This is a genomic window from Halomonas sp. DP3Y7-2 (genome assembly GCF_019800795.1).
Taxonomy (GTDB): domain Bacteria; phylum Pseudomonadota; class Gammaproteobacteria; order Pseudomonadales; family Halomonadaceae; genus Halomonas; species Halomonas litopenaei_A.
In genome coordinates this window covers 154,494-179,713 of the sequence record NZ_JAHVKJ010000002.1, presented here as the reverse complement: position 1 = coordinate 179,713, position 25,220 = coordinate 154,494, and the positions used below count along the sequence as shown (strand labels likewise).

At 61.0% G+C, this 25,220-nt stretch carries 37 protein-coding genes; 35 read left to right on the top strand and 2 right to left on the bottom strand.

What is annotated here, in order from left to right:
* Positions 1 to 21: 21 nt before the first annotated feature.
* The 30 genes from tuf (at position 22) to KUV45_RS04000 (ending at position 15,901) form a co-directional block, all read left to right on the top strand.
* Positions 22 to 1,215, top strand: a complete 1,194-nt coding sequence (gene tuf, locus KUV45_RS04145; RefSeq protein ID WP_206944210.1) for an elongation factor Tu — start codon at positions 22 to 24, stop codon at positions 1,213 to 1,215.
* 160 nt (positions 1,216 to 1,375) lie between these two features.
* Positions 1,376 to 1,687, top strand: coding sequence for a 30S ribosomal protein S10 (rpsJ, locus tag KUV45_RS04140; protein ID WP_089848256.1), 312 nt, complete (start codon positions 1,376 to 1,378; stop codon positions 1,685 to 1,687).
* A gap of 154 nt (positions 1,688 to 1,841) precedes the next feature.
* Complete coding sequence (gene rplC, locus KUV45_RS04135; protein ID WP_206944207.1) at positions 1,842 to 2,480, top strand: 50S ribosomal protein L3; 639 nt, start codon at positions 1,842 to 1,844, stop codon at positions 2,478 to 2,480.
* Between the two features lie 14 nt (positions 2,481 to 2,494).
* Positions 2,495 to 3,103: a 50S ribosomal protein L4 gene (rplD, locus tag KUV45_RS04130; protein WP_206944205.1), complete on the top strand. Its 609-nt coding sequence runs from the start codon at positions 2,495 to 2,497 to the stop codon at positions 3,101 to 3,103.
* On the top strand, positions 3,100 to 3,396 hold the full coding sequence (gene rplW / locus KUV45_RS04125; protein ID WP_206944202.1) for a 50S ribosomal protein L23: 297 nt from the start codon (positions 3,100 to 3,102) through the stop codon (positions 3,394 to 3,396). Before rplD ends, rplW begins: the two co-directional genes overlap by 4 nt.
* Positions 3,397 to 3,413: 17 nt before the next feature.
* Complete coding sequence (rplB, locus tag KUV45_RS04120; RefSeq protein ID WP_206944200.1) at positions 3,414 to 4,244, top strand: 50S ribosomal protein L2; 831 nt, start codon at positions 3,414 to 3,416, stop codon at positions 4,242 to 4,244.
* Positions 4,245 to 4,277: 33 nt separating this feature from the next.
* A complete protein-coding gene (rpsS, locus tag KUV45_RS04115) occupies positions 4,278 to 4,553 on the top strand; it encodes a 30S ribosomal protein S19 (protein WP_045990857.1) in 276 nt (91 codons plus the stop codon).
* A gap of 18 nt (positions 4,554 to 4,571) precedes the next feature.
* Positions 4,572 to 4,904: a 50S ribosomal protein L22 gene (gene rplV / locus KUV45_RS04110; protein WP_016856415.1), complete on the top strand. Its 333-nt coding sequence runs from the start codon at positions 4,572 to 4,574 to the stop codon at positions 4,902 to 4,904.
* Positions 4,905 to 4,915: 11 nt separating this feature from the next.
* On the top strand, positions 4,916 to 5,614 hold the full coding sequence (rpsC, locus tag KUV45_RS04105; RefSeq protein WP_045990855.1) for a 30S ribosomal protein S3: 699 nt from the start codon (positions 4,916 to 4,918) through the stop codon (positions 5,612 to 5,614).
* Positions 5,615 to 5,629: 15 nt separating this feature from the next.
* Positions 5,630 to 6,043, top strand: coding sequence for a 50S ribosomal protein L16 (gene rplP / locus KUV45_RS04100; RefSeq protein ID WP_045990854.1), 414 nt, complete (start codon positions 5,630 to 5,632; stop codon positions 6,041 to 6,043).
* A complete protein-coding gene (rpmC, locus tag KUV45_RS04095) occupies positions 6,043 to 6,234 on the top strand; it encodes a 50S ribosomal protein L29 (RefSeq protein WP_035596360.1) in 192 nt (63 codons plus the stop codon). The genes rplP and rpmC overlap by 1 nt, the downstream gene beginning before the upstream one ends.
* Before the next feature lies 1 nt (position 6,235).
* Positions 6,236 to 6,496 (top strand): 30S ribosomal protein S17, encoded by a 261-nt coding sequence (rpsQ, locus tag KUV45_RS04090; protein ID WP_045990852.1) that lies wholly within the window; start codon positions 6,236 to 6,238, stop codon positions 6,494 to 6,496.
* A gap of 48 nt (positions 6,497 to 6,544) precedes the next feature.
* On the top strand, positions 6,545 to 6,916 hold the full coding sequence (rplN, locus tag KUV45_RS04085; RefSeq protein WP_146803726.1) for a 50S ribosomal protein L14: 372 nt from the start codon (positions 6,545 to 6,547) through the stop codon (positions 6,914 to 6,916).
* A 14-nt stretch (positions 6,917 to 6,930) separates the two neighbouring features.
* Positions 6,931 to 7,248 carry a 50S ribosomal protein L24 gene (gene rplX / locus KUV45_RS04080; RefSeq protein WP_206944198.1) on the top strand — a complete coding sequence of 106 codons (318 nt, stop codon included), beginning with the start codon at positions 6,931 to 6,933 and terminating at the stop codon, positions 7,246 to 7,248.
* 18 nt (positions 7,249 to 7,266) lie between these two features.
* Complete coding sequence (gene rplE / locus KUV45_RS04075) at positions 7,267 to 7,806, top strand: 50S ribosomal protein L5 (protein ID WP_045990850.1); 540 nt, start codon at positions 7,267 to 7,269, stop codon at positions 7,804 to 7,806.
* A 10-nt stretch (positions 7,807 to 7,816) separates the two neighbouring features.
* On the top strand, positions 7,817 to 8,122 hold the full coding sequence (gene rpsN / locus KUV45_RS04070; protein ID WP_206944196.1) for a 30S ribosomal protein S14: 306 nt from the start codon (positions 7,817 to 7,819) through the stop codon (positions 8,120 to 8,122).
* A 32-nt stretch (positions 8,123 to 8,154) separates the two neighbouring features.
* Positions 8,155 to 8,547: a 30S ribosomal protein S8 gene (gene rpsH / locus KUV45_RS04065; RefSeq protein WP_045990848.1), complete on the top strand. Its 393-nt coding sequence runs from the start codon at positions 8,155 to 8,157 to the stop codon at positions 8,545 to 8,547.
* Positions 8,548 to 8,556: 9 nt separating this feature from the next.
* Positions 8,557 to 9,087, top strand: coding sequence for a 50S ribosomal protein L6 (gene rplF / locus KUV45_RS04060; protein ID WP_206944194.1), 531 nt, complete (start codon positions 8,557 to 8,559; stop codon positions 9,085 to 9,087).
* 9 nt (positions 9,088 to 9,096) lie between these two features.
* Entirely contained in the window at positions 9,097 to 9,447 is a 351-nt protein-coding gene (gene rplR / locus KUV45_RS04055) for a 50S ribosomal protein L18 (RefSeq protein ID WP_206944192.1), read from the top strand.
* A gap of 11 nt (positions 9,448 to 9,458) precedes the next feature.
* Positions 9,459 to 9,959, top strand: coding sequence for a 30S ribosomal protein S5 (gene rpsE / locus KUV45_RS04050; protein ID WP_206944190.1), 501 nt, complete (start codon positions 9,459 to 9,461; stop codon positions 9,957 to 9,959).
* A gap of 6 nt (positions 9,960 to 9,965) precedes the next feature.
* Positions 9,966 to 10,148 carry a 50S ribosomal protein L30 gene (gene rpmD, locus KUV45_RS04045; RefSeq protein WP_045990844.1) on the top strand — a complete coding sequence of 61 codons (183 nt, stop codon included), beginning with the start codon at positions 9,966 to 9,968 and terminating at the stop codon, positions 10,146 to 10,148.
* Between the two features lie 3 nt (positions 10,149 to 10,151).
* The gene (gene rplO / locus KUV45_RS04040) at positions 10,152 to 10,586 is read left to right on the top strand and encodes a 50S ribosomal protein L15 (protein WP_206944189.1); all 435 of its coding nucleotides are present in this window, start codon (positions 10,152 to 10,154) and stop codon (positions 10,584 to 10,586) included.
* The gene (gene secY, locus KUV45_RS04035) at positions 10,587 to 11,918 is read left to right on the top strand and encodes a preprotein translocase subunit SecY (RefSeq protein WP_206944188.1); all 1,332 of its coding nucleotides are present in this window, start codon (positions 10,587 to 10,589) and stop codon (positions 11,916 to 11,918) included.
* A gap of 50 nt (positions 11,919 to 11,968) precedes the next feature.
* The gene (gene rpmJ / locus KUV45_RS04030; protein ID WP_008959154.1) at positions 11,969 to 12,082 is read left to right on the top strand and encodes a 50S ribosomal protein L36; all 114 of its coding nucleotides are present in this window, start codon (positions 11,969 to 11,971) and stop codon (positions 12,080 to 12,082) included.
* Between the two features lie 122 nt (positions 12,083 to 12,204).
* Positions 12,205 to 12,561 carry a 30S ribosomal protein S13 gene (gene rpsM / locus KUV45_RS04025; RefSeq protein WP_206944187.1) on the top strand — a complete coding sequence of 119 codons (357 nt, stop codon included), beginning with the start codon at positions 12,205 to 12,207 and terminating at the stop codon, positions 12,559 to 12,561.
* Positions 12,562 to 12,600: 39 nt separating this feature from the next.
* Positions 12,601 to 12,987 carry a 30S ribosomal protein S11 gene (rpsK, locus tag KUV45_RS04020; protein WP_013331014.1) on the top strand — a complete coding sequence of 129 codons (387 nt, stop codon included), beginning with the start codon at positions 12,601 to 12,603 and terminating at the stop codon, positions 12,985 to 12,987.
* 12 nt (positions 12,988 to 12,999) lie between these two features.
* The gene (gene rpsD / locus KUV45_RS04015) at positions 13,000 to 13,620 is read left to right on the top strand and encodes a 30S ribosomal protein S4 (protein WP_206944186.1); all 621 of its coding nucleotides are present in this window, start codon (positions 13,000 to 13,002) and stop codon (positions 13,618 to 13,620) included.
* An 80-nt stretch (positions 13,621 to 13,700) separates the two neighbouring features.
* Entirely contained in the window at positions 13,701 to 14,699 is a 999-nt protein-coding gene (locus tag KUV45_RS04010) for a DNA-directed RNA polymerase subunit alpha (protein ID WP_108133880.1), read from the top strand.
* A gap of 39 nt (positions 14,700 to 14,738) precedes the next feature.
* The gene (gene rplQ / locus KUV45_RS04005; RefSeq protein ID WP_206944185.1) at positions 14,739 to 15,128 is read left to right on the top strand and encodes a 50S ribosomal protein L17; all 390 of its coding nucleotides are present in this window, start codon (positions 14,739 to 14,741) and stop codon (positions 15,126 to 15,128) included.
* A 191-nt stretch (positions 15,129 to 15,319) separates the two neighbouring features.
* A complete protein-coding gene (locus KUV45_RS04000; RefSeq protein ID WP_222164141.1) occupies positions 15,320 to 15,901 on the top strand; it encodes a lysozyme inhibitor LprI family protein in 582 nt (193 codons plus the stop codon).
* Between the two features lie 135 nt (positions 15,902 to 16,036).
* Here the strand turns inward: KUV45_RS04000 and uvrA are convergent, their stop codons facing one another.
* On the bottom strand, positions 16,037 to 18,907 hold the full coding sequence (gene uvrA / locus KUV45_RS03995) for an excinuclease ABC subunit UvrA (protein WP_222164140.1): 2,871 nt from the start codon (positions 18,905 to 18,907) through the stop codon (positions 16,037 to 16,039).
* A gap of 185 nt (positions 18,908 to 19,092) precedes the next feature.
* Between uvrA and KUV45_RS03990 the strand changes: the two genes are divergently transcribed.
* Entirely contained in the window at positions 19,093 to 20,481 is a 1,389-nt protein-coding gene (locus KUV45_RS03990; RefSeq protein ID WP_206944178.1) for an MFS transporter, read from the top strand.
* A gap of 251 nt (positions 20,482 to 20,732) precedes the next feature.
* On the top strand, positions 20,733 to 21,419 hold the full coding sequence (locus KUV45_RS03985) for a single-stranded DNA-binding protein (protein WP_206944176.1): 687 nt from the start codon (positions 20,733 to 20,735) through the stop codon (positions 21,417 to 21,419).
* 298 nt (positions 21,420 to 21,717) lie between these two features.
* Here KUV45_RS03985 and KUV45_RS03980 read toward each other — a convergent pair whose 3' ends face one another.
* Positions 21,718 to 22,224, bottom strand: a complete 507-nt coding sequence (locus tag KUV45_RS03980; protein ID WP_222164139.1) for a hypothetical protein — start codon at positions 22,222 to 22,224, stop codon at positions 21,718 to 21,720.
* Positions 22,225 to 22,515: 291 nt separating this feature from the next.
* Here KUV45_RS03980 and KUV45_RS03975 point away from each other — a divergent pair, with 291 nt between their 5' ends.
* From KUV45_RS03975 to KUV45_RS03965, 3 genes are all read left to right on the top strand, one after another.
* Positions 22,516 to 23,289, top strand: coding sequence for a TSUP family transporter (locus tag KUV45_RS03975; protein WP_206944170.1), 774 nt, complete (start codon positions 22,516 to 22,518; stop codon positions 23,287 to 23,289).
* 231 nt (positions 23,290 to 23,520) lie between these two features.
* A complete protein-coding gene (locus KUV45_RS03970; RefSeq protein ID WP_206944168.1) occupies positions 23,521 to 24,417 on the top strand; it encodes a sugar nucleotide-binding protein in 897 nt (298 codons plus the stop codon).
* On the top strand, positions 24,414 to 25,166 hold the full coding sequence (locus KUV45_RS03965) for a 1-acyl-sn-glycerol-3-phosphate acyltransferase (RefSeq protein ID WP_206944166.1): 753 nt from the start codon (positions 24,414 to 24,416) through the stop codon (positions 25,164 to 25,166). The genes KUV45_RS03970 and KUV45_RS03965 overlap by 4 nt, the downstream gene beginning before the upstream one ends.
* Positions 25,167 to 25,220: the final 54 nt, after the last annotated feature.

The following is a 25,220-nucleotide window of genomic DNA, read 5'->3' as shown; positions in this document are numbered from 1 at the left end:
CTAACGAAAGAGGTCATAGCAGTGGCTAAGGAAAAATTCGAACGTTCCAAACCGCACGTCAACGTCGGCACCATCGGTCACGTCGACCACGGTAAGACTACCCTGACGGCGGCCCTGACCCGCGTTTCTGCCGAGGTATTCGGCGGTGACTGGCGCGAGTTCGACACCATCGACAACGCTCCGGAAGAGCGTGAGCGTGGTATCACCATCGCGACCTCTCACGTCGAGTATCAGTCCGAGGAGCGTCACTACGCTCACGTCGACTGCCCGGGACACGCTGACTACGTCAAGAACATGATCACCGGTGCTGCCCAGATGGACGGCGCTATTCTGGTCTGTTCCGCCGCTGACGGCCCCATGCCGCAGACTCGCGAGCACATCCTGCTGTCTCGCCAGGTTGGCGTTCCGTTCATCGTCGTGTTCCTGAACAAGGCCGACATGGTCGACGACGAAGAGCTGCTCGAGCTGGTCGAGATGGAAGTTCGTGAACTTCTGTCCGAGTACGACTTCCCGGGCGACGACACTCCGATCATCACCGGCTCTGCCCTGATGGCTCTGGAAGGCAAGGACGACAACGGCATGGGTACTACCGCCGTTGCCAACCTGATCAAGGCCCTGGATGCTTACATCCCTGAGCCGGAGCGTGCTGTCGACCAGCCGTTCCTGATGCCGATCGAAGACGTGTTCTCCATCTCTGGTCGCGGTACCGTTGTGACCGGTCGTGTTGAGCGCGGCATCGTCAAGCCGGGCGAAGAGATCGAGATCGTTGGTATCAAGGACACCACCAAGACTACCGTTACCGGTGTCGAGATGTTCCGTAAGCTGCTCGACGAAGGTCGTGCAGGCGAGAACGTCGGTGCCCTGCTGCGTGGTACCAAGCGTGACGAAGTCGAGCGTGGTCAGGTTCTGGCCAAGCCGGGCACCATCACTCCGCACACTCAGTTCGAGGCGGAAGTGTACGTGCTGAGCAAGGACGAAGGTGGTCGTCACACTCCGTTCTTCAAAGGCTACCGTCCGCAGTTCTACTTCCGTACCACTGACATCACTGGTACCTGTGAACTGCCGGAAGGCGTTGAGATGGTTATGCCGGGCGACAACGTCCAGATGACTGTCAACCTGATCGCTCCGATCGCCATGGACGAAGGTCTGCGCTTCGCTATCCGCGAAGGCGGCCGTACCGTCGGCGCTGGCGTCGTGGCCAAGATCCTGGTCTAAGTTAGACCGGTGATCACCGAAGGGGGCTCCGCAAGGAGCCCCCTTTTCTGCGCATCGTCATTGAGGGTTTGACTCTCGGTGGCGTGGCGCATATAATGCGCATCCTTTGAATGCGTGGGTTGACGGCTCGCGCCGTCAAGTTCCATTGGAGTTAGGGCAAATGCAGAACCAGAAGATTCGCATTCGGTTGAAGGCTTTCGACCATCGCCTGATCGACCAGTCCGCTGCGGAAATCGTTGATACCGCCAAGCGTACTGGCGCCCAGGTTCGTGGTCCGATTCCTCTGCCGACTAATCGCGAGCGTTACACTGTGCTGGTTTCCCCGCACGTGAACAAGGACGCCCGTGATCAGTACGAGATTCGTACCCACAAGCGTGTGCTCGACATCGTTGAGCCGACCGAGAAGACTGTCGATGCCCTGATGAAGCTCGACCTCGCCGCTGGCGTGGACGTGCAGATCAAGCTCGACTGATATCACTAGACACTCGCGGCCCAGCGTTCCTCGATATGAAAGATGAGGTTCAGCAGCCGCCACGCCGGGATGGCGTTACACAACGTGCTAGTGGAATGCTCTGGAAAGGGCAGCCATAGCGGGTGATAGCCCCGTACACTATAGGAGACTAAGCATGACTATCGGTTTGGTCGGTAGAAAGGCCGGTATGACCCGTGTCTTTACCGAAGACGGCGCATCTGTGCCCGTGACCGTTATCGAGGTTGAGCCCAACCGCGTGACCTGCGTGAAGTCTGTCGAATCCGACGGCTACGCTGCGGTTCAGGTGACAACCGGCTCCCGCAAAGCCAAGCATCTGTCCAAGGCCCAAGCTGGCCTGTACGCCAAGGCAGGTGTTGAGGCTGGTCGTTCTCTGATGGAGTTTCGTCTGACTGAAGGCGAAGACGCTCCTGAAGTGGGCGGCGAACTCACCGTATCCCTCTTCGAAGCTGGTCAAAGCGTTGACGTGACCGGCACTTCCAAGGGTAAGGGCTTCCAGGGCGCTGTTAAGCGCTGGAACTTCCGTACCCAGGACAACAGCCACGGTAACTCTCTGTCCCACCGTGCTCCCGGTTCTATCGGCATGTGCCAGACCCCGGGTCGCGTATTCAAGGGCAAGAAGATGGCCGGCCAGATGGGCAACGCACGTTGCACCGTTCAGAGCCTGGAAATCGTCCGTGTCGATGCCGAGCGCAACTTGCTGCTGATCAAAGGTGCCGTTCCTGGCGCTACTGGCAGTGATGTCATCGTGCGCAGCGCCGTCAAAGCTGGCTGAAGGGGAACTTTCCAATGAATCTGAATCTTGCAGGTGCAAGCGCTGGGACTGTTGAACTGTCCGACGCTACCTTTGGCAAAGAATTCAACGAAGCGCTCGTGCATCAGGTCGTCACTGCCTATCTGGCTGGTGGTCGCCAGGGTACCCGCGCCCAGAAGAACCGTTCCGACGTCCGTGGCGGCGGCAAGAAGCCGTGGCGCCAGAAGGGCACCGGTCGCGCTCGCGCCGGTACCATCCGTTCGCCGATCTGGCGCACCGGTGGTGTGACCTTCGCGGCTCGTCCGCAGGACCACTCCCAGAAGGTCAACCGCAAGATGTACCGTGCGGCCATGCGCTCGATTCTGTCCGAGCTGGTCCGTCAGGAACGCCTTGTTGCCGTTGACGCCTTTTCTGTCGAGTCACCGAAAACCAAGCAGCTGGTCGCCAAGCTTTCCGACCTGGGCCTGGAAAAGGTGCTGATCGTCACCGAAGAAGTTGACGAGAACCTGTACCTGGCCGCCCGCAACATCCCCAACGTGGATGTAGTGGACGTCGCCGCCGCCGACCCGGTCAGCCTGGTCGCCTTCGACAAGGTCCTGGCTACCGTCTCCGCACTGCGCAAATTTGAGGAGAAGCTGGCATGAACCAGGAGCGTGTATTCAAGGTTCTGCTTGGTCCCCACGTGACCGAGAAGGCCGCCATGGCCGCCGAGCGTAACCAGTACGTGTTCAAGGTGGCGAGTGACGCAACCAAGCCCGAGATCAAGGCTGCCGTTCAGCAGCTGTTCGGCAAGAAAGTCGATCGCGTTTCTGTGCTGAACGTGAAGGGCAAGACCAAGCGCACCGCGCATGGTGTTGGTATGCGCAAGGGTTATCGCAAGGCGTACGTGACACTGGCCGCCGGCGAGACGCTTGAAGACTTCTCTGGCGCCGAGTAAAGGCAGGAGTACGGATCATGGCAATCGTCAAGACAAAACCCACATCCGCCGGTCGTCGCCACGTCGTCAAGATTGTTGGTGAAGAGCTGTACAAGGGCCGCGCCTACGCGCCGCTGCTCGAAAAGCAGTCCAAGTCCGGTGGTCGTAACAACAATGGTCGCATCACTACTCGCCACGTTGGCGGTGGTCATCGCAACCATTACCGGATCATTGACTTCAAGCGCACCAAGGATGGCGTTCCGGCCATTGTTGAGCGTCTGGAGCATGACCCGAACCGCAGCGCCCACATCGCACTGCTGAAGTACCTCGACGGTGAGCGTCGTTACATCATTGCCCCCAAGGGTGTGAGTGCTGGTGACCGCCTCGAGTCCGGCGTCAATGCGCCGATCAAGAAGGGTAACGCACTGCCGCTGCGCAACATCCCGCTGGGTTCCACGGTGCACTGCATCGAACTGAAGCCTGGCAAGGGTGCTCAGATTGCACGCAGCGCCGGTACCAGCGCCCAGCTGGTGGCTCGTGAAGGTAACTACGCCACTCTGCGTCTTCGCTCCGGCGAAATGCGCAAGGTGCTGTCAGAGTGCCGCGCGACCCTGGGTGAGGTGAGCAATTCCGAGCACAGCCTGCGTCAACTTGGCAAGGCCGGTGCGAAGCGCTGGAGAGGTGTGCGCCCGACCGTTCGCGGTGTCGCGATGAACCCGGTGGATCACCCGCACGGTGGTGGTGAAGGCCGCACCAGCGGTGGTCGTCATCCGGTGTCCCCGTGGGGTATGCCCACCAAGGGATACAAGACCCGCAAGAACAAGCGCACCGACAAGCTGATCGTCCGCCGCCGTAAGGCTCGCGGTTAAGATCCCACGCCAAGACATTAAGAGGTAACGGCTGTGCCACGTTCACTGAAGAAAGGTCCTTTCGTCGACCTTCATCTGCTGAAAAAGGTTGAGACTGCAGCGGAAAAGAACGATCGCAAACCGATCAAGACCTGGTCGCGTCGTTCAATGGTCCTGCCCAACATGGTCGGGCTCACCATTGCAGTCCATAACGGTCGCCAACACGTCCCGGTGCATGTTTCCGAGGAAATGGTTGGCCACAAGCTGGGCGAATTCGCTGCTACCCGCACCTATCGCGGCCATGCGGCGGACAAGAAAGCCAAACGGTAAGCCAGAGAGGATTAAGAGATGGAAGTCACAGCAAAGCTGCGTGGCGCCAGTTTATCCGCCCAGAAGGCCCGTTTGGTGGCTGATCAGGTGCGCGGTAAGCCTGTCGCCGAAGCACTCGACCTGCTGACCTTCTCCCCGAAGAAGGCGGCCAAGCTGGTCAAGAAGGTGCTGCAGTCCGCCATCGCGAATGCGGAAGAAAATAACGGCATGGACATCGACGAGCTGCGTGTCTCGACCATCTGCGTCGATGAGGGCATGACGCTCAAGCGCATCCGTCCGCGCGCCAAGGGCCGTGCGGATCGCATTCTGAAGCGCACTTGCCACATCACCGTCAAGGTAGCCGAGAAGTAGGAGTCGACCAGATGGGTCAGAAAGTCAATCCGACAGGCATCCGACTGGGTATCGTCAAAGACCATACCTCTGTCTGGTACGCCGAGCGCGGCGCCTATGCCGACAAGCTGAACAACGACCTCGCGGTTCGTAGCTTCCTGGAAGAGCGTTTGAAGAACGCCTCTGTCAGCAAGATCACCATCGAGCGTCCCGCGAACAACGCACGCATCACCATTCACACTGCCCGTCCGGGCATCGTGATTGGCAAGAAGGGCGAAGATGTCGATCGCCTGCGTCGCGACGTCACCGAGATGATGGGCGTGCCCGTTCACGTCAACATCGAGGAAGTTCGCAAGCCTGAGCTGGATGCCCAGCTCGTCGCGCAGAACATTGCCGGTCAGCTTGAGCGCCGCGTCATGTTCCGTCGCGCCATGAAGCGCGCTGTCCAGAACGCCATGCGTCTGGGCGCCGGCGGCATCAAGGTGCAGCTCTCCGGTCGCCTCGGCGGCGCGGAAATTGCCCGCACCGAGTGGTACCGCGAAGGTCGTGTTCCGCTGCATACCCTGCGTGCGGACATCGATTACGCCACCTACGAAGCCAAGACCACCTACGGCATCATCGGTGTCAAGGTCTGGGTCTTCAAGGGTGAAATCCTCGGGGGCATCGAAGAGGTCCGCGCCAAGGCTAAGCAAAGCCAGGCAGCGCCCTCCAAGAAGAAAGGTTCCAGGTAAGGGGAGAGCGATTCGATGTTACAACCCAAGCGTACAAAATTCCGCAAGGTGCAAAAGGGCCGCAACCGTGGCCTGGCGCATCGCGGAAGCAAAGTGAGCTTCGGCGAATTCGGCCTGAAGGCCACCGGCCGCGGCCGCGTCACCGCCCGTCAGATCGAAGCTGGTCGTCGTGCGATCACTCGTCACGTCAAGCGTGGCGGCAAGATCTGGATCCGCGTCTTCCCGGATAAGCCGATTTCCAAGAAGCCTCTGGAAGTCCGGATGGGTAAAGGTAAGGGCTCCGTCGAGTACTGGGTCGCTCAGATCCAGCCCGGTCGTGTCCTTTACGAGATCGAAGGTGTTTCTGAAGAGCTGGCACGCGAAGCCTTCGCTCTGGCCGCTCAGAAGTTCCCGGTCTCCACCACCTTTGTGAAACGGACGGTGATGTGATGAAAGCCCAGGAAATTCGTGAAAAGTCCGCCGAGCAGCTCCAGGAGCAGCTCCTCGAACTCCTCCGCGAGCAGTTCAACCTGCGCATGCAGAAGGCCACCGGCCAACTGAGCCAGACTCATCTGCTCAAGCAGGTTCGTCGGGATATCGCCCGCGTGAAGACTGTGCTCAACGAGAAGGCAGGTGTCTGAGATGGCCGAAGAGAAAAAAGCCCGTACGCTCACCGGCAAGGTGGTGAGCGACAAGATGGACAAGTCCATCGTCGTCATGATCGAGCGTCGTGAGCGCCACCCGATCTACGGCAAATACGTTAAGCGCTCCACCAAGCTGCACGCCCACGACGAGACCAATCAGGCCAAGGCCGGCGATACGGTATCCATTCAGGAATGCCGTCCGCTGTCCAAGAAGAAGGCCTGGACCCTGGTCGAGGTCGTCGAACAGGCCAAGGGTTAAGGCCACGGCCTTAACCTCGTGCAGTCAGTTTAGGTTTGGAGAAAACCGATGATTCAGACTCAGACAATGCTGGATGTCGCCGACAACAGCGGAGCGCGCCGGGTGCAGTGCATCAAGGTGCTGGGTGGTTCACACCGCCGCTACGCTCGCGTTGGTGATGTCATCAAGGTCACGGTGAAGGAAGCCATTCCGCGCGGCAAGGTCAAGAAAGGCCAAGTGCTGAAGGCGGTGGTTGTCCGTACCCGCAGTGGCGTCCGTCGCAGCGACGGTTCGCTGATTCGCTTCGATGGAAATGCGGCTGTGTTGTTGAACAACACCAACGAACAGCCGATCGGTACCCGTATCTTCGGGCCGGTGACGCGTGAACTTCGTACTGAGAAGTTCATGAAGATCATTTCCTTAGCGCCTGAAGTGCTGTAAGGGAGCGAGGCGACATGCAAAAGATCAAACGTGATGATGAAGTGATCGTCATCGCCGGCAAGGACAAGGGTAAGCGCGGTACTGTGAAGCGCGTCCTCCAGGACGACCGTTTCGTGGTAGCGGGTGTGAACATGATCAAGCGTCACACCAAGCCGAACCCCATGGCCGGCAATCAGGGCGGTATCGTCGAGCGCGAGGCTCCGATTCACGCGTCCAACGTAGCCATCTTCAATCAGGAGACCGGTAAGGCGGATCGCGTCGGCTTCCAGATCAAGGAAGACGGTACCAAGGTACGTATCTACAAGTCGACGCAAGCGCAGATCGACGCCTAACGCGAGTCGGGTAGCAAAATGGCGAACTTGAAAGAACGTTATCAAAACGAGGTGGTGGCTCAACTCAAAGAGCAGTTTAGCTACGCCAACGTTATGCAGGTACCCAGGATCACCAAGGTGACCCTGAACATGGGTATCGGCGAAGCGACCAGCGATAAAAAGCTGATCGATGCGGCCGTCGGCGACCTGGAGAAGCTCTCCGGTCAAAAGCCGATGGTCACCAAGGCACGCAAGTCCATCGCGGGCTTCAAGGTGCGTGAAGGCTGGCCGATCGGCGTGAAGGTCACACTGCGCAGTGAGCGTATGTGGGACTTCCTCGATCGCCTGGTGAATATCGCGATCCCCCGCGTTCGTGACTTCCGTGGTCTCAACCCGAAGTCCTTCGACGGTCGTGGCAACTACAGCATGGGGGTGCGTGAGCAGATCATCTTCCCGGAGATCGAATATGATAAGATCGACCGGATTCGTGGTCTGGATGTCACCATCACCACCACTGCCAACACCGATGACGAAGGTCGTGCGCTCTTGAGCGCATTGAACTTCCCGTTCAAGAAATAAGGGTGGGATCATGGCAAAGAAGAGCATGATTGAGCGTGAGCAGAAGCGCGCGCAACTGGTTGAGAAGTATGCTGCCAAGCGTGCCGAGCTCAAGGCGATCATCCAGGACGTGAACAGCTCCGATGAGGAGCGCTTCGATGCGCAGCTGAAGTTGCAGTCGCTGCCGCGTGACTCCAGCCCCGTGCGTCAGCGTAACCGCTGCCGCGTGACTGGCCGTCCGCACGGCTACTACAACAAGTTCGGCCTCGGCCGTAACAAGCTGCGTGAAGCCGCCATGCGTGGCGACGTGCCCGGACTCAAGAAGTCCAGCTGGTAACGCCACGTAGAATCATCAGGAGCGCAAGTTAAATGAGCATGCAAGACACTCTGGCGGATATGTTTACTCGTATCCGCAATGCGCAGCAGGCCACCAAGGAGACGGTCACCATGCCGTCCTCCAAGATCAAGGTTGAAGTGGCCCGCGTGCTGAAAGAAGAGGGTTACATCACTGACTTCGCCGTGAGCGAATCAGCCAAGCCCGAGCTGACCGTCAGCCTGAAGTACTTCGAAGGCAAGCCGGTCATCGAGCATCTGCAGCGGGTTTCCAAGCCGTCCCTGCGTAGTTACAAGGGCAAGGATGCGCTGCCGAAGGTCGCCGATGGCCTGGGTGTCGCGATCGTCACTACCTCCAAGGGTGTGATGACCGATCGTGCCGCGCGTCAGGCTGGTGTCGGCGGCGAAGTCCTCTGCACCGTATTCTAGGAGTTTGGAATGTCCCGCGTAGCCAAATATCCGGTTAAAGTGCCCGCTGGCGTCGAGGTCAAGATCGACGACGCCACGCTGACCGCCAAGGGCGGTCAGGGCACCCTCTCCATGCCCGTTCACGGCGATGTCGTGATCGCGCAGGAAGACGGCCAGCTGACCTTCCAGCCGAGCGAATCCGCTAAGAGCTGGGCCATGGTCGGCACCACCCGTGCCCTGGTTCAGAACCTGGTCACCGGCGTGTCCGAGGGCTTTACCAAGACCCTCGAAATCATCGGCGTCGGTTATCGCGCTCAAGCGAAAGGCCAGACGCTTAACCTGACACTGGGCTTCTCTCACCCGGTCGATTATGCCCTGCCTGAGGGTGTCTCTGCGGAAACGCCGAAGAACACCGTCATCGTGCTGAAGAGCGCGGACAAGCAGAAGCTCGGCCAGGTCGCAGCGGAAATCCGCGCCTTCCGTCCGCCCGAGCCCTATAAGGGTAAGGGTGTGCGTTACGCGGATGAGCAGGTCCGCCGTAAAGAAGCCAAGAAGAAGTAAGGCAGGGTTATGAACGCGAAGAAAGAATCTCGTCTCCGTCGTGCCCGCCGCGCTCGCGCCAAGATCCGCGAGCTGGGCGTGTCTCGCCTGTGCGTCAACCGTACCCCGCGTCACATCTACGCGCAGATTATCTCGCCGGATGGTGGCAAGGTCCTGGCCAGCGCTTCCACGCTGGACAAGAGCCTGCGCGAAGGTGCAACCGGCAACGCAGACGCCGCAGCCAAAGTTGGTGCGCTGATCGCTGAGCGCGCCAAGGAAGCGGGCATCACCCAGGTGGCCTTCGACCGCGCTGGCTTCAAGTACCACGGTCGTGTGAAGGCCCTGGCCGACGCCGCTCGTGAAGGCGGCCTGGAATTCTAAAGGGTTTTACGATGGCGAAGAACGAACAGCAAAACGGCGATCTGCAAGAAAAGCTCGTGCAGGTCAACCGTGTCGCCAAGGTGGTCAAGGGTGGCCGTATTTTCGGCTTCACCGCTCTGACTGTCGTCGGTGACGGAAACGGTCGTGTTGGCTTCGGTCGTGGCAAGGCGCGTGAAGTGCCGGTCGCGATTCAGAAGGCGATGGACCAGGCGCGTCGCAACATGGTCAAGGTGAACCTGGTCGGCGGCACACTCCAGTATCCGGTCAAGGCTCGTCATGGCGCCTCCAAGGTGTACATGCAGCCGGCTTCCGACGGTACTGGTATCATCGCCGGCGGCGCCATGCGCTCCGTGCTGGAACTGGCCGGCGTGCACAACGTCCTGGCCAAGTGCTATGGCTCCACCAATCCGGTGAACGTGGTCCGCGCGACCGTGAATGGCCTGGCTTCCATGCAGTCGCCGGAAGACGTGGCCGCCAAGCGCGGTCTCTCAGTCGAAGCGATCACGGGGTAATAGACCATGGCAGCTACGATCAAGGTTACCCAGACCCGCAGCACCATCGGCACGTTGGCCAAGCACAAGGCCACCATGAAGGGCCTCGGCCTGCGCCGCATCGGTCACACGGTTGAACTGGAAGACACCCCTGCCGTCCGCGGCATGATCCACAAGGTCAACTACCTTGTGCGTGTTGAGGGAGAGTAATCCATGAAACTTAACAGCCTGAGCCCGGCACCGGGCTCCAAGCACGCTGAAAAGCGCGTCGGTCGTGGCATCGGCTCCGGTCTGGGCAAGACCGGCGGCCGTGGCCACAAGGGCCAGAAGTCGCGCAGCGGTGGCAGCGTCAAGCCCGGCTTCGAGGGCGGTCAGATGCCCCTGCAGCGTCGTCTGCCGAAGTTTGGCTTCACCTCCGCCAAATCACTGGTTTCCGAGGAAGTCCGCCTGGCCGAACTGGCCAAGGTCGCGGGTGACGAAGTCACTCTGGAAAGCCTCAAGGAAGCCAATGTGCTGAAGGACGCTACGCAGCATGCGAAAGTGATCCTTTCCGGCGATCTGAACAAGGCGGTTACCGTTCGCGGTCTGCGGGTCACCAAAGGTGCCCGCGCAGCGATCGAAGCCGCCGGTGGCAAGGTAGAGGACTAAATGGCCAAGTCAGGAAACATGCCGGCGATGGGCAGCGGTCTGAGTGAACTGTGGGCGCGTCTGCGCTTCGTGCTCCTCGCCATCGTGGTCTACCGTATCGGTGCCCACATCCCCGTTCCCGGTATCAATCCTGACCAGCTTGCTGCCTTGTTCAGGGAGCAGCAGGGCACCATCCTGGGCATGTTCAACATGTTCTCGGGCGGTGCCCTGGAGCGCATGAGTATTCTCGCCCTCGGCATCATGCCGTACATCTCGGCGTCGATCATCATGCAGCTCCTGACTGCCGTCTCGCCTCACCTTGAGCAGTTGAAAAAGGAAGGCGAGGGCGGCCGCCGCAAGATCAGCCAGTACACGCGCTACGGCACGGTGGTGCTGGCCCTGGTTCAGGCCACCGGTATGTCGGTGGGCCTGGCCAGCCAAGGCATTGCCTACACGGCCGATCTCAGCTTCTATTTCACCGCGATCATCACCTTCGTGTGTGGCGCGGTGTTCCTGATGTGGCTGGGTGAGCAGATTACCGAGAAGGGTATTGGCAACGGTATCTCGTTGCTGATCTTCGCGGGTATCGTCGCCGGCCTGCCTGGCGCTGTGGCGCAAGCCTTCGAGCTTGCCCGCAACGAGGGCGCGTGGAATGTGTTGCCGCTGTTGGCATTGAGCCTTCTGGGTATCGCCACCGTGGCGTTTGTCGTGTTCATCGAACGCGGTCAGCGCCGGATTACGGTGAACTACCCGCGCCGCCAGGTCGGCAACAAGATGTACGCAGGACAGAGCAGCTACCTTCCGCTCAAGGTCAACATGGCGGGCGTTATCCCGGCCATCTTTGCCTCGAGTATCCTGCTGTTCCCGGCCTCCCTCGGTCAGTGGGTAGGTGCCGGTGATGGCATGGAGTGGTTGCAGCGCGCGTCCCAGGCGTTGGCCCCTGGTCAGCCCCTGTATATCTTGCTTTTCGCGGCGGCGGTGGTATTCTTCTGCTTCTTTTACACAGCGCTGGTCTTTAACCCCAAGGACGTAGCCGACAACCTCAAGAAGTCGGGTGCTTTCCTGCCGGGGATTCGTCCTGGCGAGCAAACCGCTCGTTATGTCGACAAGGTCATGACTCGTCTGACTTTGTTCGGCGCTCTCTACATCACTGCGGTTTCCCTGATGCCCCAGTTCCTGATCGTAGCGTGGAACGTGCCGTTCTTCTTTGGCGGTACCTCGCTTCTGATCGTGGTCGTGGTCATCATGGACTTCATGGCCCAGGTGCAGTCGCACCTCATGTCGCACCAGTATGAGTCGGTGATGAAGAAGTCCAACCTGAAAGGCTACGGTAGCGGCGGCATCATGCGCTAAACGCGCCGCAGGCCGATTTGGCACGCCGCAAGCCGATATTGGAGAGAACGATGAAAGTTCGAGCTTCCGTCAAGAAAATGTGCCGCAATTGCAAGATCATTCGTCGCAATGGCGCCGTGCGCGTCATCTGCAGCGAGCCGCGGCACAAGCAGCGCCAGGGTTGATCCTGGGCTGAATTGAACCGGGTGCTGGCATACCCCTTGCCCTTTTGATGGGAAGGGGGTATGCTATTGCGCCTTTTGTAGTTGATTAACCGAGCAAGCCGCTCAAATTTCGGAGTAAGCTGATGGCCCGTATTGCAGGCGTCAATATCCCGGACAACAAGCATGCGGCGATCTCGCTGACCTACATCTTCGGGATTGGCCGCACTCGCGCACAGGAAATCTGTGAAGCGACCGGCATCGCGCCGACCACCAAAATCCAGGACCTGTCATCTGAAGAGATCGACAACCTGCGTAGTGAAGTCGGCAAGTATACCGTTGAAGGCGACCTTCGTCGTGATGTGACGCTGAACATCAAGCGTCTCATGGACCTGGGTTGCTATCGTGGTCTGCGTCATCGTCGTAGTCTTCCGATGCGCGGTCAGCGCACCAAGACTAACGCGCGTACCCGTAAGGGACCGCGTAAGCCGATCCGCAAATAACACGCACGTTCTGGCGTAAAGACAGGAATTGACATCAACATGGCTAACCCGCGTAGCAACCGTAAAAAGGTTAAAAAGCAGGTAGTGGATGCGGTTGCGCATATCCACGCCTCTTTTAACAACACGATCATTACGATCACAGACCGCCAGGGCAACGCTCTTTCCTGGGCGACAGCCGGTGGTTCGGGTTTTCGTGGTTCTCGCAAGAGCACCCCGTTCGCTGCTCAAGTAGCAAGCGAGCGTGCAGCGACCGCTGCAGCCGAGTATGGTGTGAAAAACGTCGACGTGCTGGTCAAGGGCCCCGGTCCTGGCCGTGAATCCGCCGTGCGCGCGCTCAACGCCGCCGGCTTCCGCGTGCAAAGCATCACCGACGCGACGCCCATTCCCCACAATGGCTGCCGTCCGCCGAAGAAACGCCGCGTTTAAGGAGACAGATTCATGGCTCGTTACATTGGACCTAAGTGCAAACTGTCTCGCCGGGAAGGTACCGACCTCTTCCTCAAGAGCGGTGTCACTCCCTTCGAGAAAAAGTGCAAATCCGAGCAGATTCCGGGTGTGCACGGCCAGCGCCGTCAGCGTCTTTCCGACTACGGCTTGCAGCTTCGCGAGAAGCAGAAAGTACGTCGCATGTATGGCGTACTCGAAAAGCAGTTCCGCAACTACTACAAGGAAGCCGCCCGTCTGAAGGGTGCGACCGGTGAGTTGTTGCTGCAGCTGCTTGAGTCCCGACTGGACAACGTCGTCTACCGCATGGGCTTTGGCGCCACTCGCTCCGAGGCTCGTCAGCTGGTGAGCCACAAGGCGATTGCCGTTAACGGCAAGACCGTCAACGTGGCCTCCTACCAGGTCAAGCCCGGCGACGTGGTATCCGTTCGTGAAAAGGCCAAGCAGCAGGCGCGTATCCAAAACGCCCTGACCATCGCTGCCAACCGTGGCGATGTGGCCTGGATCGAACTCGACGCCAAGAAGATGGAAGGCACCTTCAAGGCCCTGCCCGAGCGCGGTGACCTGACTGCCGACATCAACGAGCAACTGATCGTCGAGCTGTACTCGAAGTAAACGGCCAGTCCGCGCCGCCCTCCCTCGGGAGGGCGGCGATCATTACCGAGTATTCGTTTGGCAGCCTGAAAGGTGTTCATATGCAGCGTTCAGTGACAGAGTTTCTCCGTCCTCGCGACATCAAGGTCGAAGAGATCAGCGCACACCACGCAAAGATCGTGCTCGAGCCGTTCGAGCGTGGCTTCGGCCACACGCTGGGCAATGCTCTGCGTCGTATCCTGCTCTCGTCCATGCCCGGCTGTGCCGTGGTGGAAACCGAGATCGCAGGCGTCGACCATGAGTACAGCGCGATCGAGGGCGTCCAGGAAGATGTCATCGAAATCCTCCTGAACCTCAAAGACGTGGCGATCAAGATGCACAGCCGCGACGAGGCGATGCTCTCGCTGAACAAGCAGGGCCCGGCCGTCGTCACCGCTGGTGACATCGCCGTCGATCACGACGTCGAAGTGGTCAACCCCGAGCACGTCATCGCCCACGTCAATGAAGGCGCCGAGCTCAAGATGCAGCTCAAGGTGGCCCGTGGTCGCGGCTATGAGCCTGCGGATGTCCGCAGCGAAGCCGACGACGAAACACGCGCCATCGGCCGTCTGCAGCTGGATGCGACCTTCAGCCCCGTGCGCCGCGTTTCCTACAGCGTCGAAGCCGCTCGTGTTGAACAGCGTACCGACCTCGATAAGCTGATCATCAACCTGGAAACCGACGGCACCCTGGATCCGGAAGAGGCCATCCGTCGCAGCGCGACCATCCTGCAAGAGCAGCTGGCAGCGTTTGTCGATCTGGAAGCCGACAAGGAACAGGAAGTGGTCGAGGAAGAGGATCACATCGATCCGATCCTGCTGCGCCCCGTAGACGATCTCGAGTTGACCGTTCGTAGCGCCAACTGCCTGAAGGCCGAGAATATCTATTACATCGGTGATCTGATTCAGCGTACTGAAGTTGAGCTGTTGAAGACCCCGAACCTCGGCAAGAAATCCTTGAACGAGATCAAGGACGTGTTGGCTGCTCGTGGTCTGTCCCTTGGCATGCGGCTTGAAAATTGGCCGCCGGCTAGCCTGAAGGACGACAAGGCCACCGCCTAAGCGTCGGCTCGAGTCCCAGTTTGGTAAGGAATCACAACCATGCGTCATCGTAAGAGTGGTCGTCACCTCAATCGTACCAGCTCGCACCGCCAGGCCATGTTCCGCAACATGAGCGTGTCGCTGGTCGAGCACGAAGTGATCAAGACAACCCTTCCCAAGGCAAAAGAGCTGCGTCGTCATATCGAGCCGCTCATTACCCTGGCGAAGGAAGACAGCGTCGCTAACCGTCGTCTGGCCTTCAGCCGTACTCGCTCCAAAGAAGCAGTCGGCAAGCTCTTCAATGAGCTGGGTCCGCGTTACGTCGAGCGTCCGGGCGGTTACGTCCGTATTCTCAAGTGCGGCTTCCGCACCGGCGACAACGCCCCCATGGCCTTCGTCGAGTTGGTCGATCGTCCCGTCGCTGAAGAAGAGGCCGTCGGCGAGGAGTAATCCTTTCGACAGCGCTTCAACACGACGCGAAACCGCCACCCTGAGTGTTCAGGGTGGCGGTTTTTTTTGTCTGCACTTCGCTATCACAAGTGCCTGTTTATTAAGTAAAACTCTGCTGACGATGAATGCCTGTAACGAGCAATGACGACGACGGTAGAGTCTTGCCATGCCTGGCCCTCCTGGCTTCCCCTATGATGTCAGTCAGGCACAAGGTTTCGGGGAAGGAGTTTAATCAGATGTGGCAGAGGCTAATATCGCTCCTCGTGCTGTTGTCGGTCATAGTCGGGCCACAGACACAGGCAGCACAGTTAGATGAGAAGGAAGAGCTCAGGCCATCATCCCTCTCGGTCGACGCTGCCAGCGTGCGTGAGTGCTTTGTGCAGATGGGTCAGGAGGGGGCCGGCAGCTGCATCGCAGAGGCTGCAAACCTTTGCCAGGAGAGCGACGGCGGTAGCACGACCCTGGGGATTGTCGCTTGCCTTCAGGCCGAGACCGAGGTCTGGGACGATCTGTTGAACGCGCAGTACCTGGAGTTGCGGGATAGTATGCGCGAGCAGGATCAGGAGTGGCCGGAACTCGGTATCTCGCGCGCGAAAGCGCTCAGGGATGTGCAGCGCGCCTGGATCGCCTTTCGCGACGCCGAGTGTGGCTATGCCTACGCCCGCTACCAGGGCGGCACCATTCGCAATGTGGTCGCCGCGTCATGCGTGCTTGAAGAAACCGCGCGCCGCGCGCTGACGCTTAAGGCTTTCCTGCATGAGGGCAATATGTAGCAACGGCCTGGCTCCTTTCCAGCGACACCCTGCGCCTCACTTCTCTTCACCTACGACAAGGGGAAGGCCATGGCCTTCCCCTTGGGTCTAGCATCCGCTGATCACCAGGTGAGCAGCGGGCTCCTGGCCGAGCCCTCAGGCCGTTGCGGTGGCCTTGTCATCCTTGCGTGAGGTGGAGGGCGCACGTTCGAGCAGTGGCTTGAGGAAACGCCCGGTGTGGGAGACCTCCATGGTTGCAAGCTGCTCAGGCGTGCCTTCAGCGATGATCCGGCCTCCGCCGGAGCCACCTTCAGGCCCCAGATCGATCAACCAGTCGGCGGTCTTGATCACGTCCAGGTTGTGCTCGATGACGACCACGGTATTGCCGTGATCGCGCAAGCGGTGGAGCACCGTCAGCAGCTGGCGGATATCCTCGAAGTGCAGGCCCGTCGTGGGCTCATCGAGAATATACAGGGTCTTGCCGGTATCCCGCTTGGCCAGCTCCCGGGCCAGCTTGACCCGCTGGGCCTCGCCGCCGGACAGGGTGGTGGCGCTCTGACCCAGGCGAATGTAGGTCAGGCCGACGTCGACCAGGGTCTGCAGACGGCGTGCGATGGCGGGCACCGGGCTGAAGAATTCTAGGGCTTCCTCCACCGTCATCTCCAGCACTTCATCGATGGTCTTGCCCTTGTAGTGGATATCCAGGGTCTCGCGGTTGTAGCGCTTGCCCTTGCAGACATCGCAGGGCACATAGATATCCGGCAGGAAGTGCATCTCGACCTTGATCATGCCCTCGCCCTGGCAGGCCTCACAGCGGCCCCCCTTGACGTTGAACGAGAAGCGCCCCGGCTTGTAGCCCCGTGAACGGGCTTCCTGGGTGCCCGCGAACAGCTCGCGGATGGGGGTGAAGATGCCGGTGTAGGTCGCCGGGTTGGAGCGCGGCGTGCGACCGATCGGGCTCTGGTCAATGTCGATGATCTTGTCGAGCTGATCGAGCCCCTCAATGCTCTTGTAGGGCGACGGCGTCAGGGTCGTGGCCTTGTTCAGCTCGCGGGCGGCGATCGGCATCAACGTCGAGTTGATCAGCGTCGACTTGCCCGAGCCAGAGACCCCGGTAACGCACACGAATAGCCCCAGCGGAAGCTCCAGGGTGACGTCCTGCAGGTTGTTGCCGGTCGCGCCGGTCAGCTTGAGCGTCTTTTCCGGATTACCGGGAATGCGCCAGGGGGGAACCTCGATGGCGCGGGTGCCGGACAGATACTGGCCGGTCAGCGAGGCCTCATTGGCCATGACCTCTTCCGGGGTGCCCTCGGCGACGATTTCGCCGCCGTGGACGCCGGCACCGGGGCCAATGTCGAGCACATGGTCGGCGGCGCGGATGGCGTCCTCGTCGTGTTCGACCACGATCACCGTGTTGCCCAGGTCGCGCAGACGCTCCAGGGTTTTCAGCAGGCGATCGTTATCGCGCTGGTGCAGGCCGATGGAGGGCTCATCGAGGATATACATGACGCCCACCAGACCCGCGCCAATCTGGCTGGCCAGGCGAATGCGCTGAGCCTCGCCGCCGGACAGGGTCTCTGCGCTGCGCTCGAGGTTGAGATAATCCAGGCCGACGTTGACCAGAAACTCCAGCCGCGCCGAGATCTCTGCCAGGATTTTTTCGGCGATCTCGCCCTTGCGTCCGGGCAGGCTCAGCTCGCTGAAGTAGCGCTGGGCGTCGCCGATCGGCAAGCGCACGACTTGGGGTAGCGTGGTGCCATCGACGAACACGTGACGCGCTTCCTTGCGCAGGCGTGAGCCCTCGCAGGTACGGCAGGGCTGCACGGCGATATAGCGGGCGAGGTCTTCGCGCACCATGCTGGATTCGGTTTCCCGATAGCGTCGCTGCATATTGGGCAGCACCCCTTCGAAAGGGTGCTCCCTGGTGACCTTCTTGCCACGATCATTGACGTAGGTGAAGGCAATGTCGTCCTTGCCGCTGCCGTTGAGGATCACTTCCCGCTCATGGCGCGCCAGTTCGTTCCACGGGGTTTCCAGCGTGAAACGGTAGTGGTCGGCGACCGCCTTCAACTGGTTGAAGTAGTAGACGCTGCGCCGGTCCCAGCCCTTGATCACGCCCTCGGCCAGCGACAGTTCCGGGTGGCTGATCAGCTTGTCGGGGTCGAAGAACTGCTGGACCCCGAGTCCGTCGCAGGTGGGACAGGCGCCGGCCGGATTGTTAAAAGAGAACATCCGTGGCTCGAGCTCGGCGATGGAGTAGCCACACACCGGGCAGGCAAAGCGCGACGAGAAGGCCATATCCTCCTGCTCACCGTCCATGAAATGAATCATGGCAGTGCCGTCGGCCAGGCCCAGGGCGGTCTCGAAGGACTCGGCCAGGCGCTGCTCCAGGCCCTCGCGCACCTTGATACGGTCAACGACCACGCTGATGTCGTGCTTGCGGTTCTTCTCCAGCGGGCGCACGTCATCGAGTTCCACCACCTGGCCGTCGATCATGGCGCGCACGAAACCTTGTGAACGCAGCTCGGCCAGCAGCTGCAGGTGCTCACCCTTGCGTCCGCTGACGACCGGAGCCAGCAGCATCAGTTTACTGCCCTCCGGTAGCGCCATGACCTGGTCGACCATCTGCGAAATGATCTGCGCTTCCAGATCCTCCCCATGCTCCGGGCAGCGGGGGGTGCCAGCCCGTGCGAACAGCAGGCGCAGGTAGTCATAGATCTCGGTGATCGTACCGACGGTCGAGCGGGGGTTGTGCGAGGTGGATTTCTGCTCGATGGAAATCGCTGGAGACAGCCCCTCGATGTGGTCAACGTCAGGCTTTTCCATCATCGACAGAAACTGACGCGCATAGGTGGACAGCGACTCCACGTAGCGTCGCTGGCCTTCGGCGTACAAGGTGTCGAAGGCCAGCGACGACTTGCCGGAACCGGACAGTCCGGTGACCACGATCAGCTTGTCACGGGGTAGTTCGACGTCGATCTGCTTGAGGTTGTGGGTGCGTGCACCCCTGACCAGAATCTTGTCCATTCCCACCTCGAGGACGCGGCAAAAGGCCGATTATACGTGGCCCGCCTCCCCACCGGCAAAGTCGCGGTCGAAAAGTCGCCTGTGAAATGACCTTGAGCGCGGCATTTTCTGCACCGCTCGCAGGCGCTAGAATGTGCGGTCCATCTCCGGGGCCTGGCCCCGTCTTCAACGCCGGTATCTTTTTCATGTCCAAGGCCCGACTTCTGTTAGCCTCCGAACGGCGTGCCATCGTCGGTCTGGCGGGGCTCTACGCCACGCGCATGCTGGGACTCTTCATGGTCTTGCCTGTGCTTGCCCTGAATGCTGATCACCTGGCTGGCGCCACGCCGCTGCTGGTGGGGCTGGCGCTCGGCGTCTACGGGCTGACCCAGGCCGTGCTGCAGATCCCGTTTGGACTGCTGTCGGATCGCCTTGGCCGCAAGCCGGTCATCGCCGCTGGCCTGGGGCTGTTTGCCATCGGCAGCGTGATTGCCGCTCAGGCAGACTCCATCGCCATGATGATCGTGGGCCGCAGTTTGCAGGGCAGCGGTGCGGTGGCGGCGGCCATCATGGCATTGCTGGCCGACCAGACCCGGGAACAGGTGCGCACGGCGGCCATGGCGACCATCGGGCTGTCGATCGGGGTGGCCTTCGGTGTGGCGATGGTGCTGGGGCCGCTGGTGGCCAGCCGGTTTGGTCTGGCGGGAGTGTTCTACTTCACCGCCCTGCTGGCGCTGCTGGGGTTGGTCGTGCTGTGGAAGCTGGTGCCTCCGGCTCCGCGGCGTCGCGGTCACCGAGACGTGGGCCTGGATCGTGGTCAGCTGGCCAGTATTCTTGGCCGCCTCGACCTGTGGCGCATGGACGCCTCGATCTTCAGCCTGCACCTGATCCTGATGGCCATCTTCACCGCGGTGCCGTTTCGCCTGGTGGATGCCGGGATCGTCGAAGCACACCATGGGCTGGTCTATCTGCTGGTGATGGGGCTGTCCTTTGTGGCCATGGTGCCGCTGGTCATCGTGGCCGAGAAGAAACGCAAGATGAAACTGATGTGCCTCGGCGCTATCGCCACCATCACGCTTAGCCTGTTGGGCCTCGGCCTGGCGGGCACCGGCCTGGCGGCGCTGTGCGCCTGGCTGTTGGCCTTCTTTACGGCCTTCAACCTGCTTGAGGCGACGCTGCCGTCGATGATCAGCAAGCTGGCGCCTGCCGGTGCCAAGGGCACGGCCATGGGTGTCTATTCCACCAGCCAGTTCCTGGGCGCTTTCCTCGGCGGTGTATTGGGGGGCTTTCTGGCCCAGCAGTTCGGGTTGTCGGCGGTATTTCTCGGAGCGGCTCTGTTGGGGCTTGGCTGGTTCCTGCTGATGCTCGGCATGCGTGCACCGCGTCACCTGTCCAGCGAGGTCGTGGCCCTGGCCGAAGACGTCGAACGCGATACGCTCGACAGTCTGATGGCACGCTTCGCCGCCGTCGCCGGGGTCGAGGACGTATTGGTGGTGCCGGAAGAACGGCTGGCTTACTTGAAGGTCGACCGCACACGGCTCGATACCGAGGCGCTGGAACGGCTGACCCGCACGTCGCGCCAGTCGACGCCCTGACCAGGCAGATGGCGGTGAGAGGCATGGGGGGCGCCAGTGCCCGCGGGATAGACGCACGCGATCAACGCCTGGCGGGGTCAGGTCATGCCGGGGCGCTCGATGTAGCGGCCAACTGTTGTGATCTCGCGTATAGTAGCCACACCTGTCTTACGTGACGCCGACCCGGTATTCGGTGTCGAAAGAACCTCTTCGAGGCGTGAGGGTCGTACCCTGCATGTCTCGGCATCATTATTTGTATCAAGGAGTCAACCATGGCCCGTGGCGTCAACAAGGTCATCCTCATCGGCAACCTCGGTCAGGACCCGGAGGTACGCTTCACCCCCTCGGGTACCGCCGTGGCCAATCTCAATCTCGCGACTACCGATACCTGGATGGACCGCCAGAGCGGCCAGCGCCAGGAGCGTACCGAGTGGCATCGGGTCGTGATGTTCAACAAGCTGGCCGAAATCTCGCAGCAGTACCTGAAAAAAGGCTCCAAGCTGTACATTGAAGGGCGCCTGCAGACGCGCAAGTGGCAGGACCAGAATGGCCAGGACCGCTATTCCACCGAAATCGTTGCCAGCGACATGCAGATGCTGGACGGTCGGGGTGAAGGCGGCCAGGGTGGCGGCTTCGGCGGCCAGCAGGGCGGCAACTTCGGCGGTGGCCAGCCCCAGCAGGGCGGCAACTTCGGCGGTGGCCAGCCCCAGCAGGGCGGCAACTTCGGTGGTGGTCAGCCCCAGCAGGGCGGCAACTTTGGTGGCGGTCAGCCCCAGCAGGGCGGCAACTTTGGCGGTGGCCAGCCCCAGCAGGGCGGTAACTTTGGCGGCGGTCAGCAGGGCGGTGGTCAGCAGAACCGTCCGCCCCAGCAGGCGCCGAACCAAGGCGGCCAGAAAGGCGGCTTTGGTGCTCCGGACCCGGGCAACTTCGACGACTTCGACGACGAAATTCCGTTCTGACCTGGGTGTATCCAAGGAAGCGCAGAATACGTCAGCCGAGCGGAAGAAGCGTCAGACGCCCGTAGTGCAGAACCCACTGCCTATTCGGTAAAGGCGAGGCGTTCGAGCAGCGCGCAACGCAGCGATTCGTCCGCGCAGGCATGTATGCAGTGTTTCCCTAAGCCAGGCAGCCCGTCTTGGCTTGCTGTCCTGGCTAGTCGTGTCGTGAGACCCCGCGGAAGCGGGGTCTCTTCGTTGGTGGGCAAGCTGGCCCGTTGCTGGCTGGAGATGGGATCACTGCGTGTGGGGCCGTCGGTCATCACCGCCTGTCGTTGGGATGAACGTGCCGATGCCTATGCCGATGGCCTGGCAGGATGTGGCGATACCCGCGCCCCCTTCGCTGCACGTTGTCTTCGCCCCATGCGTCTTCGCCCCCTTCGTCTTCTGCCTGATGATCGTTGATTCCGCTCAGGCCGTCGCTTGCCCCCATCCGGCGCCTCTTCGCTCTCTGCTGGGCCAGCTTGCGCCTCAGCGGTCGCCGCCGGCGATGGGGTTTGCGGCGGAACATGACTCTGCATAGCCAGGCGGAGATGAGCGCGCTGGGGATGGAGTACATCACCCAGACATGATCTCTGTAGTGCTGTTCATTGGCGTCTGCAGCGCGGCGGGCGGTGCCGAAGAACAGGGACTCGAGTGGCGCGTAAAGGTAAGGCCCGACGAGAATGGCCAGGGCAATCAGGGTACCGACGAACAGGAAACTGAAGACGACGATGATCGAGAACGCTCGCCGCTTCTTGCCGATCGTTACGGGCGGTTCAACATCCAAGGGGCATCCTCATCTGCTGTCGGCGGTGGGGAGGGCATGACGCCATGTCACTTTAGGCGAGCGAGCCCCCGGCGCAAAAGAGCAGACTGCTCCATGGCGAGCAGCCAAAGATCGCTAGCGTCAGCCTTTCATGAGCGGTGCCGATGGACCACTCGGGTCACCAGACATGACCTTGGTCGATGGGCCTCGGGAGATTGGGACAGAAGGTCGATACAGTGAGCGGGCTACTGATTTTTGCCCACCAACTCCGTACAGTGATAGCTCCTTTGGACGCAATGGAGTGCCCGCGACGTGGCCGGTCTCGAATGGTACCAATATGCCCTGATTGGGCTGATCTTCTGCTGGAGCGGCTTTGTGCGCACCAGCCTTGGCTTTGGCGGTGCGGTGCTGGCGCTGCCATTTCTGTTGCTGGTACTGGATGAGCCGCTGGTCTTTCTGCCCATCGTGGCGGTGCATCTGTTGATCTTCTCCAGCTGGATCGCCTGGCGCGGCAGTCGCCAGATCAAGCAGGAGGCGGGCGGCGAGCACAGCAATATCGACTGGCGCTATTTAAAGCGGGCGCTGTCGATCATGATCATCCCCAAACTGATAGGCGTCGTCGGATTGTTGACGTTGCCGGCAGAGCTGATGACGGCGGTGATCTTCGTGATCGTCATCATCTACGGCGCCAGCTACGCCCTGAACCGGCCGTTTCGAAGTCGCAGCAAGGGCGTCGATGTCGCCCTGCTGGCGCTGGGCGGGTACGTGAGCGGCACGTCGCTGATCGGGGCGCCGCTGATCGTGGCCGTGTTCGCCTCCCACGTGGCCAAGTACCAGCTGCGCGATACCTTGTTTGTGCTGTGGTTCATCCTGGTGGTGATCAAGATGGTGTCCTTCATCATCGCCGGTGTCGACCTGCAGCTGGAGCACCATCTGTGGCTGCTGCCCTGTGCTCTGGTGGGGCACGTGTTGGGCGAGCGAGTGCATCAGGCACTGCTGGGAGCGCGTTCCGAGGTGTTCTTCCGGGTGCTTGGCGTGGTGCTGGTGGTCGTCAGCCTGGTGGGGCTTGCCACCAGCCTCGGCTGAGCGCCGCTTGACCGCCAGATAGCTTCATGAGCAGGTCTGCAAGCCGTCCATACGCAGGTGATGTGGAAGACACCGCCGAGGACGGCAGCGCCTGCCATGGGAGGGGCGCTGTTTCACCAGCAGTTGGTGTAGAATGTGGCCTTTTGGTGCTGCCTCGTCGAGGGAGTATCCGCCGTAACGCCAAGGGTATCGTGCAGACCTGCACGCTGCCCTCATGGACGAGGAGTCGTCGTGAAGCTGCTGATTCTGGATGCGGGGCATTGCCTGTCGCTGGCCCTGGCACGGGAAAGCAACCGGCGCGGTGATACGGAGCTGGTGATCGATCCTGCCACCCGGGTGGGAGCGGACAAGCTGCGGGCGATTGCGCCCGATGCACTGATCATTCCACCGTTGTCGCGCCCTTTCAGCGTGCCCCCCGCCGCCGTGATGGAACACGCCGAGGCTGTCGAGGCCTGCATGGAGGCCTGTCGCGATGTCGGTATTCCTCTGGTCTGGTGCGTCTCTGACCAGTTGTATGAGGACGGTCATGCCTCGCCGATCGACGAGCATGTCATTCCGGCCCCTCGCGATGAAGGCCTGCGCCGTCTGGTGACCGCAGGCGACCGAATCCGGGCAGAGTGCCACCAGCACCTGATCGTGCGCGTTGGCCCGATGTTCGCCCTGGAAGGCAGTCACGCCTGGTTGGGCGAGCTGCTGGATACCTTGATCAGTGGTGGCGTGGTACGTGCCGAGACGGATGTCACCCTCTGCCCCACCTCCGCCGATGCAGTGGCCATGGCACTGATAGGCATGCTCCAGCAGCAAGCCTGCGGCGCGGATGCCTGGGGCAGCTATCACCTGGCAGGTGTCGAGCCGGTCAGCGCTTACACCTTTGTCTGCATGGTGCGTACCCAGCTGGGGACGCGGCTTGAAGGGCAGGGCGAGCAGATTGCGTTGGGCGAGGTCAAGGCGCTGAGTCATCACCACGATCAGCCGTTACGCCGAGTCCTCAATTGCCGTCGAGTGCTGGAGGTGTTTGGCGTGCATCAGAAGCCATGGCGACTGGAGGTGGGCCGCATGCTCGACACCTGGTGCCAGGCGCGTGATGATGCCGCCGCCATCCAGGACAAGGGGGACGCAACCCCATGAACGTGCTGCGCAGCGTCATCTTCTACATCGGCTACTTTGCGGCCATGCTGGTCTGCGGCCTGCTGTTTCTGCCTCCTGCCCCCCTGCTGCCACTGCGTTCGCGCTACCGGCTGCTGAATCTCTACAACCACTTCATCATTGCCTGGTTCCGCCTGGTATGTGGCGTGCGCTACGAGATGCAGGGGCATGAAAATCTGCCCGACGGCCCGGTAGTGATTCTGTCCAACCATCAGTGCGAGTGGGAGACCGTCTACCTTCAGCTGCTCAAGCCTCCGGTCTGCACGGTACTGAAGAAAGAGCTGCTCAACTTCCCGATCTTTGGCTGGGGCTTGCGCCTGCTTCACCCCATTGCACTGGATCGGTCCAAGCCGGCTCGCGCCATGAAACAGGTGCTCAGCCAGGGTGGACAGCGTCTCAAGGAGGGGCTTTCCGTGCTGATCTTCCCCGAAGGCACGCGGGTCGATCCCGGCAACCGTCGCCGCTACAACAAGAGTGGTGCGGTGATCGCCTGTCGTGCAGGAGTCCCCGTGGTGCCCGTTGCACATAATGCCGGTGAATGCTGGCCCGGCCGAGACTGGGTCAAGCGTCCTGGTCGTATCTCACTGGTGGTGGGTGAGCCGATCGCCACACAAGGGCGCACCCCTGATGAAGTGCTGGCAGACACCGAGGCCTGGATCGAGGCGACACTTGCTGAGATATCCAGCGTGCCTCGTCCCCACCAACCGGCTTCGCGTACCGAGACCGCTTGAGACCCGGCGACGGCGCGCCTGAAGACACGACAAGGCCTCTTCCCGGCGTGGGAA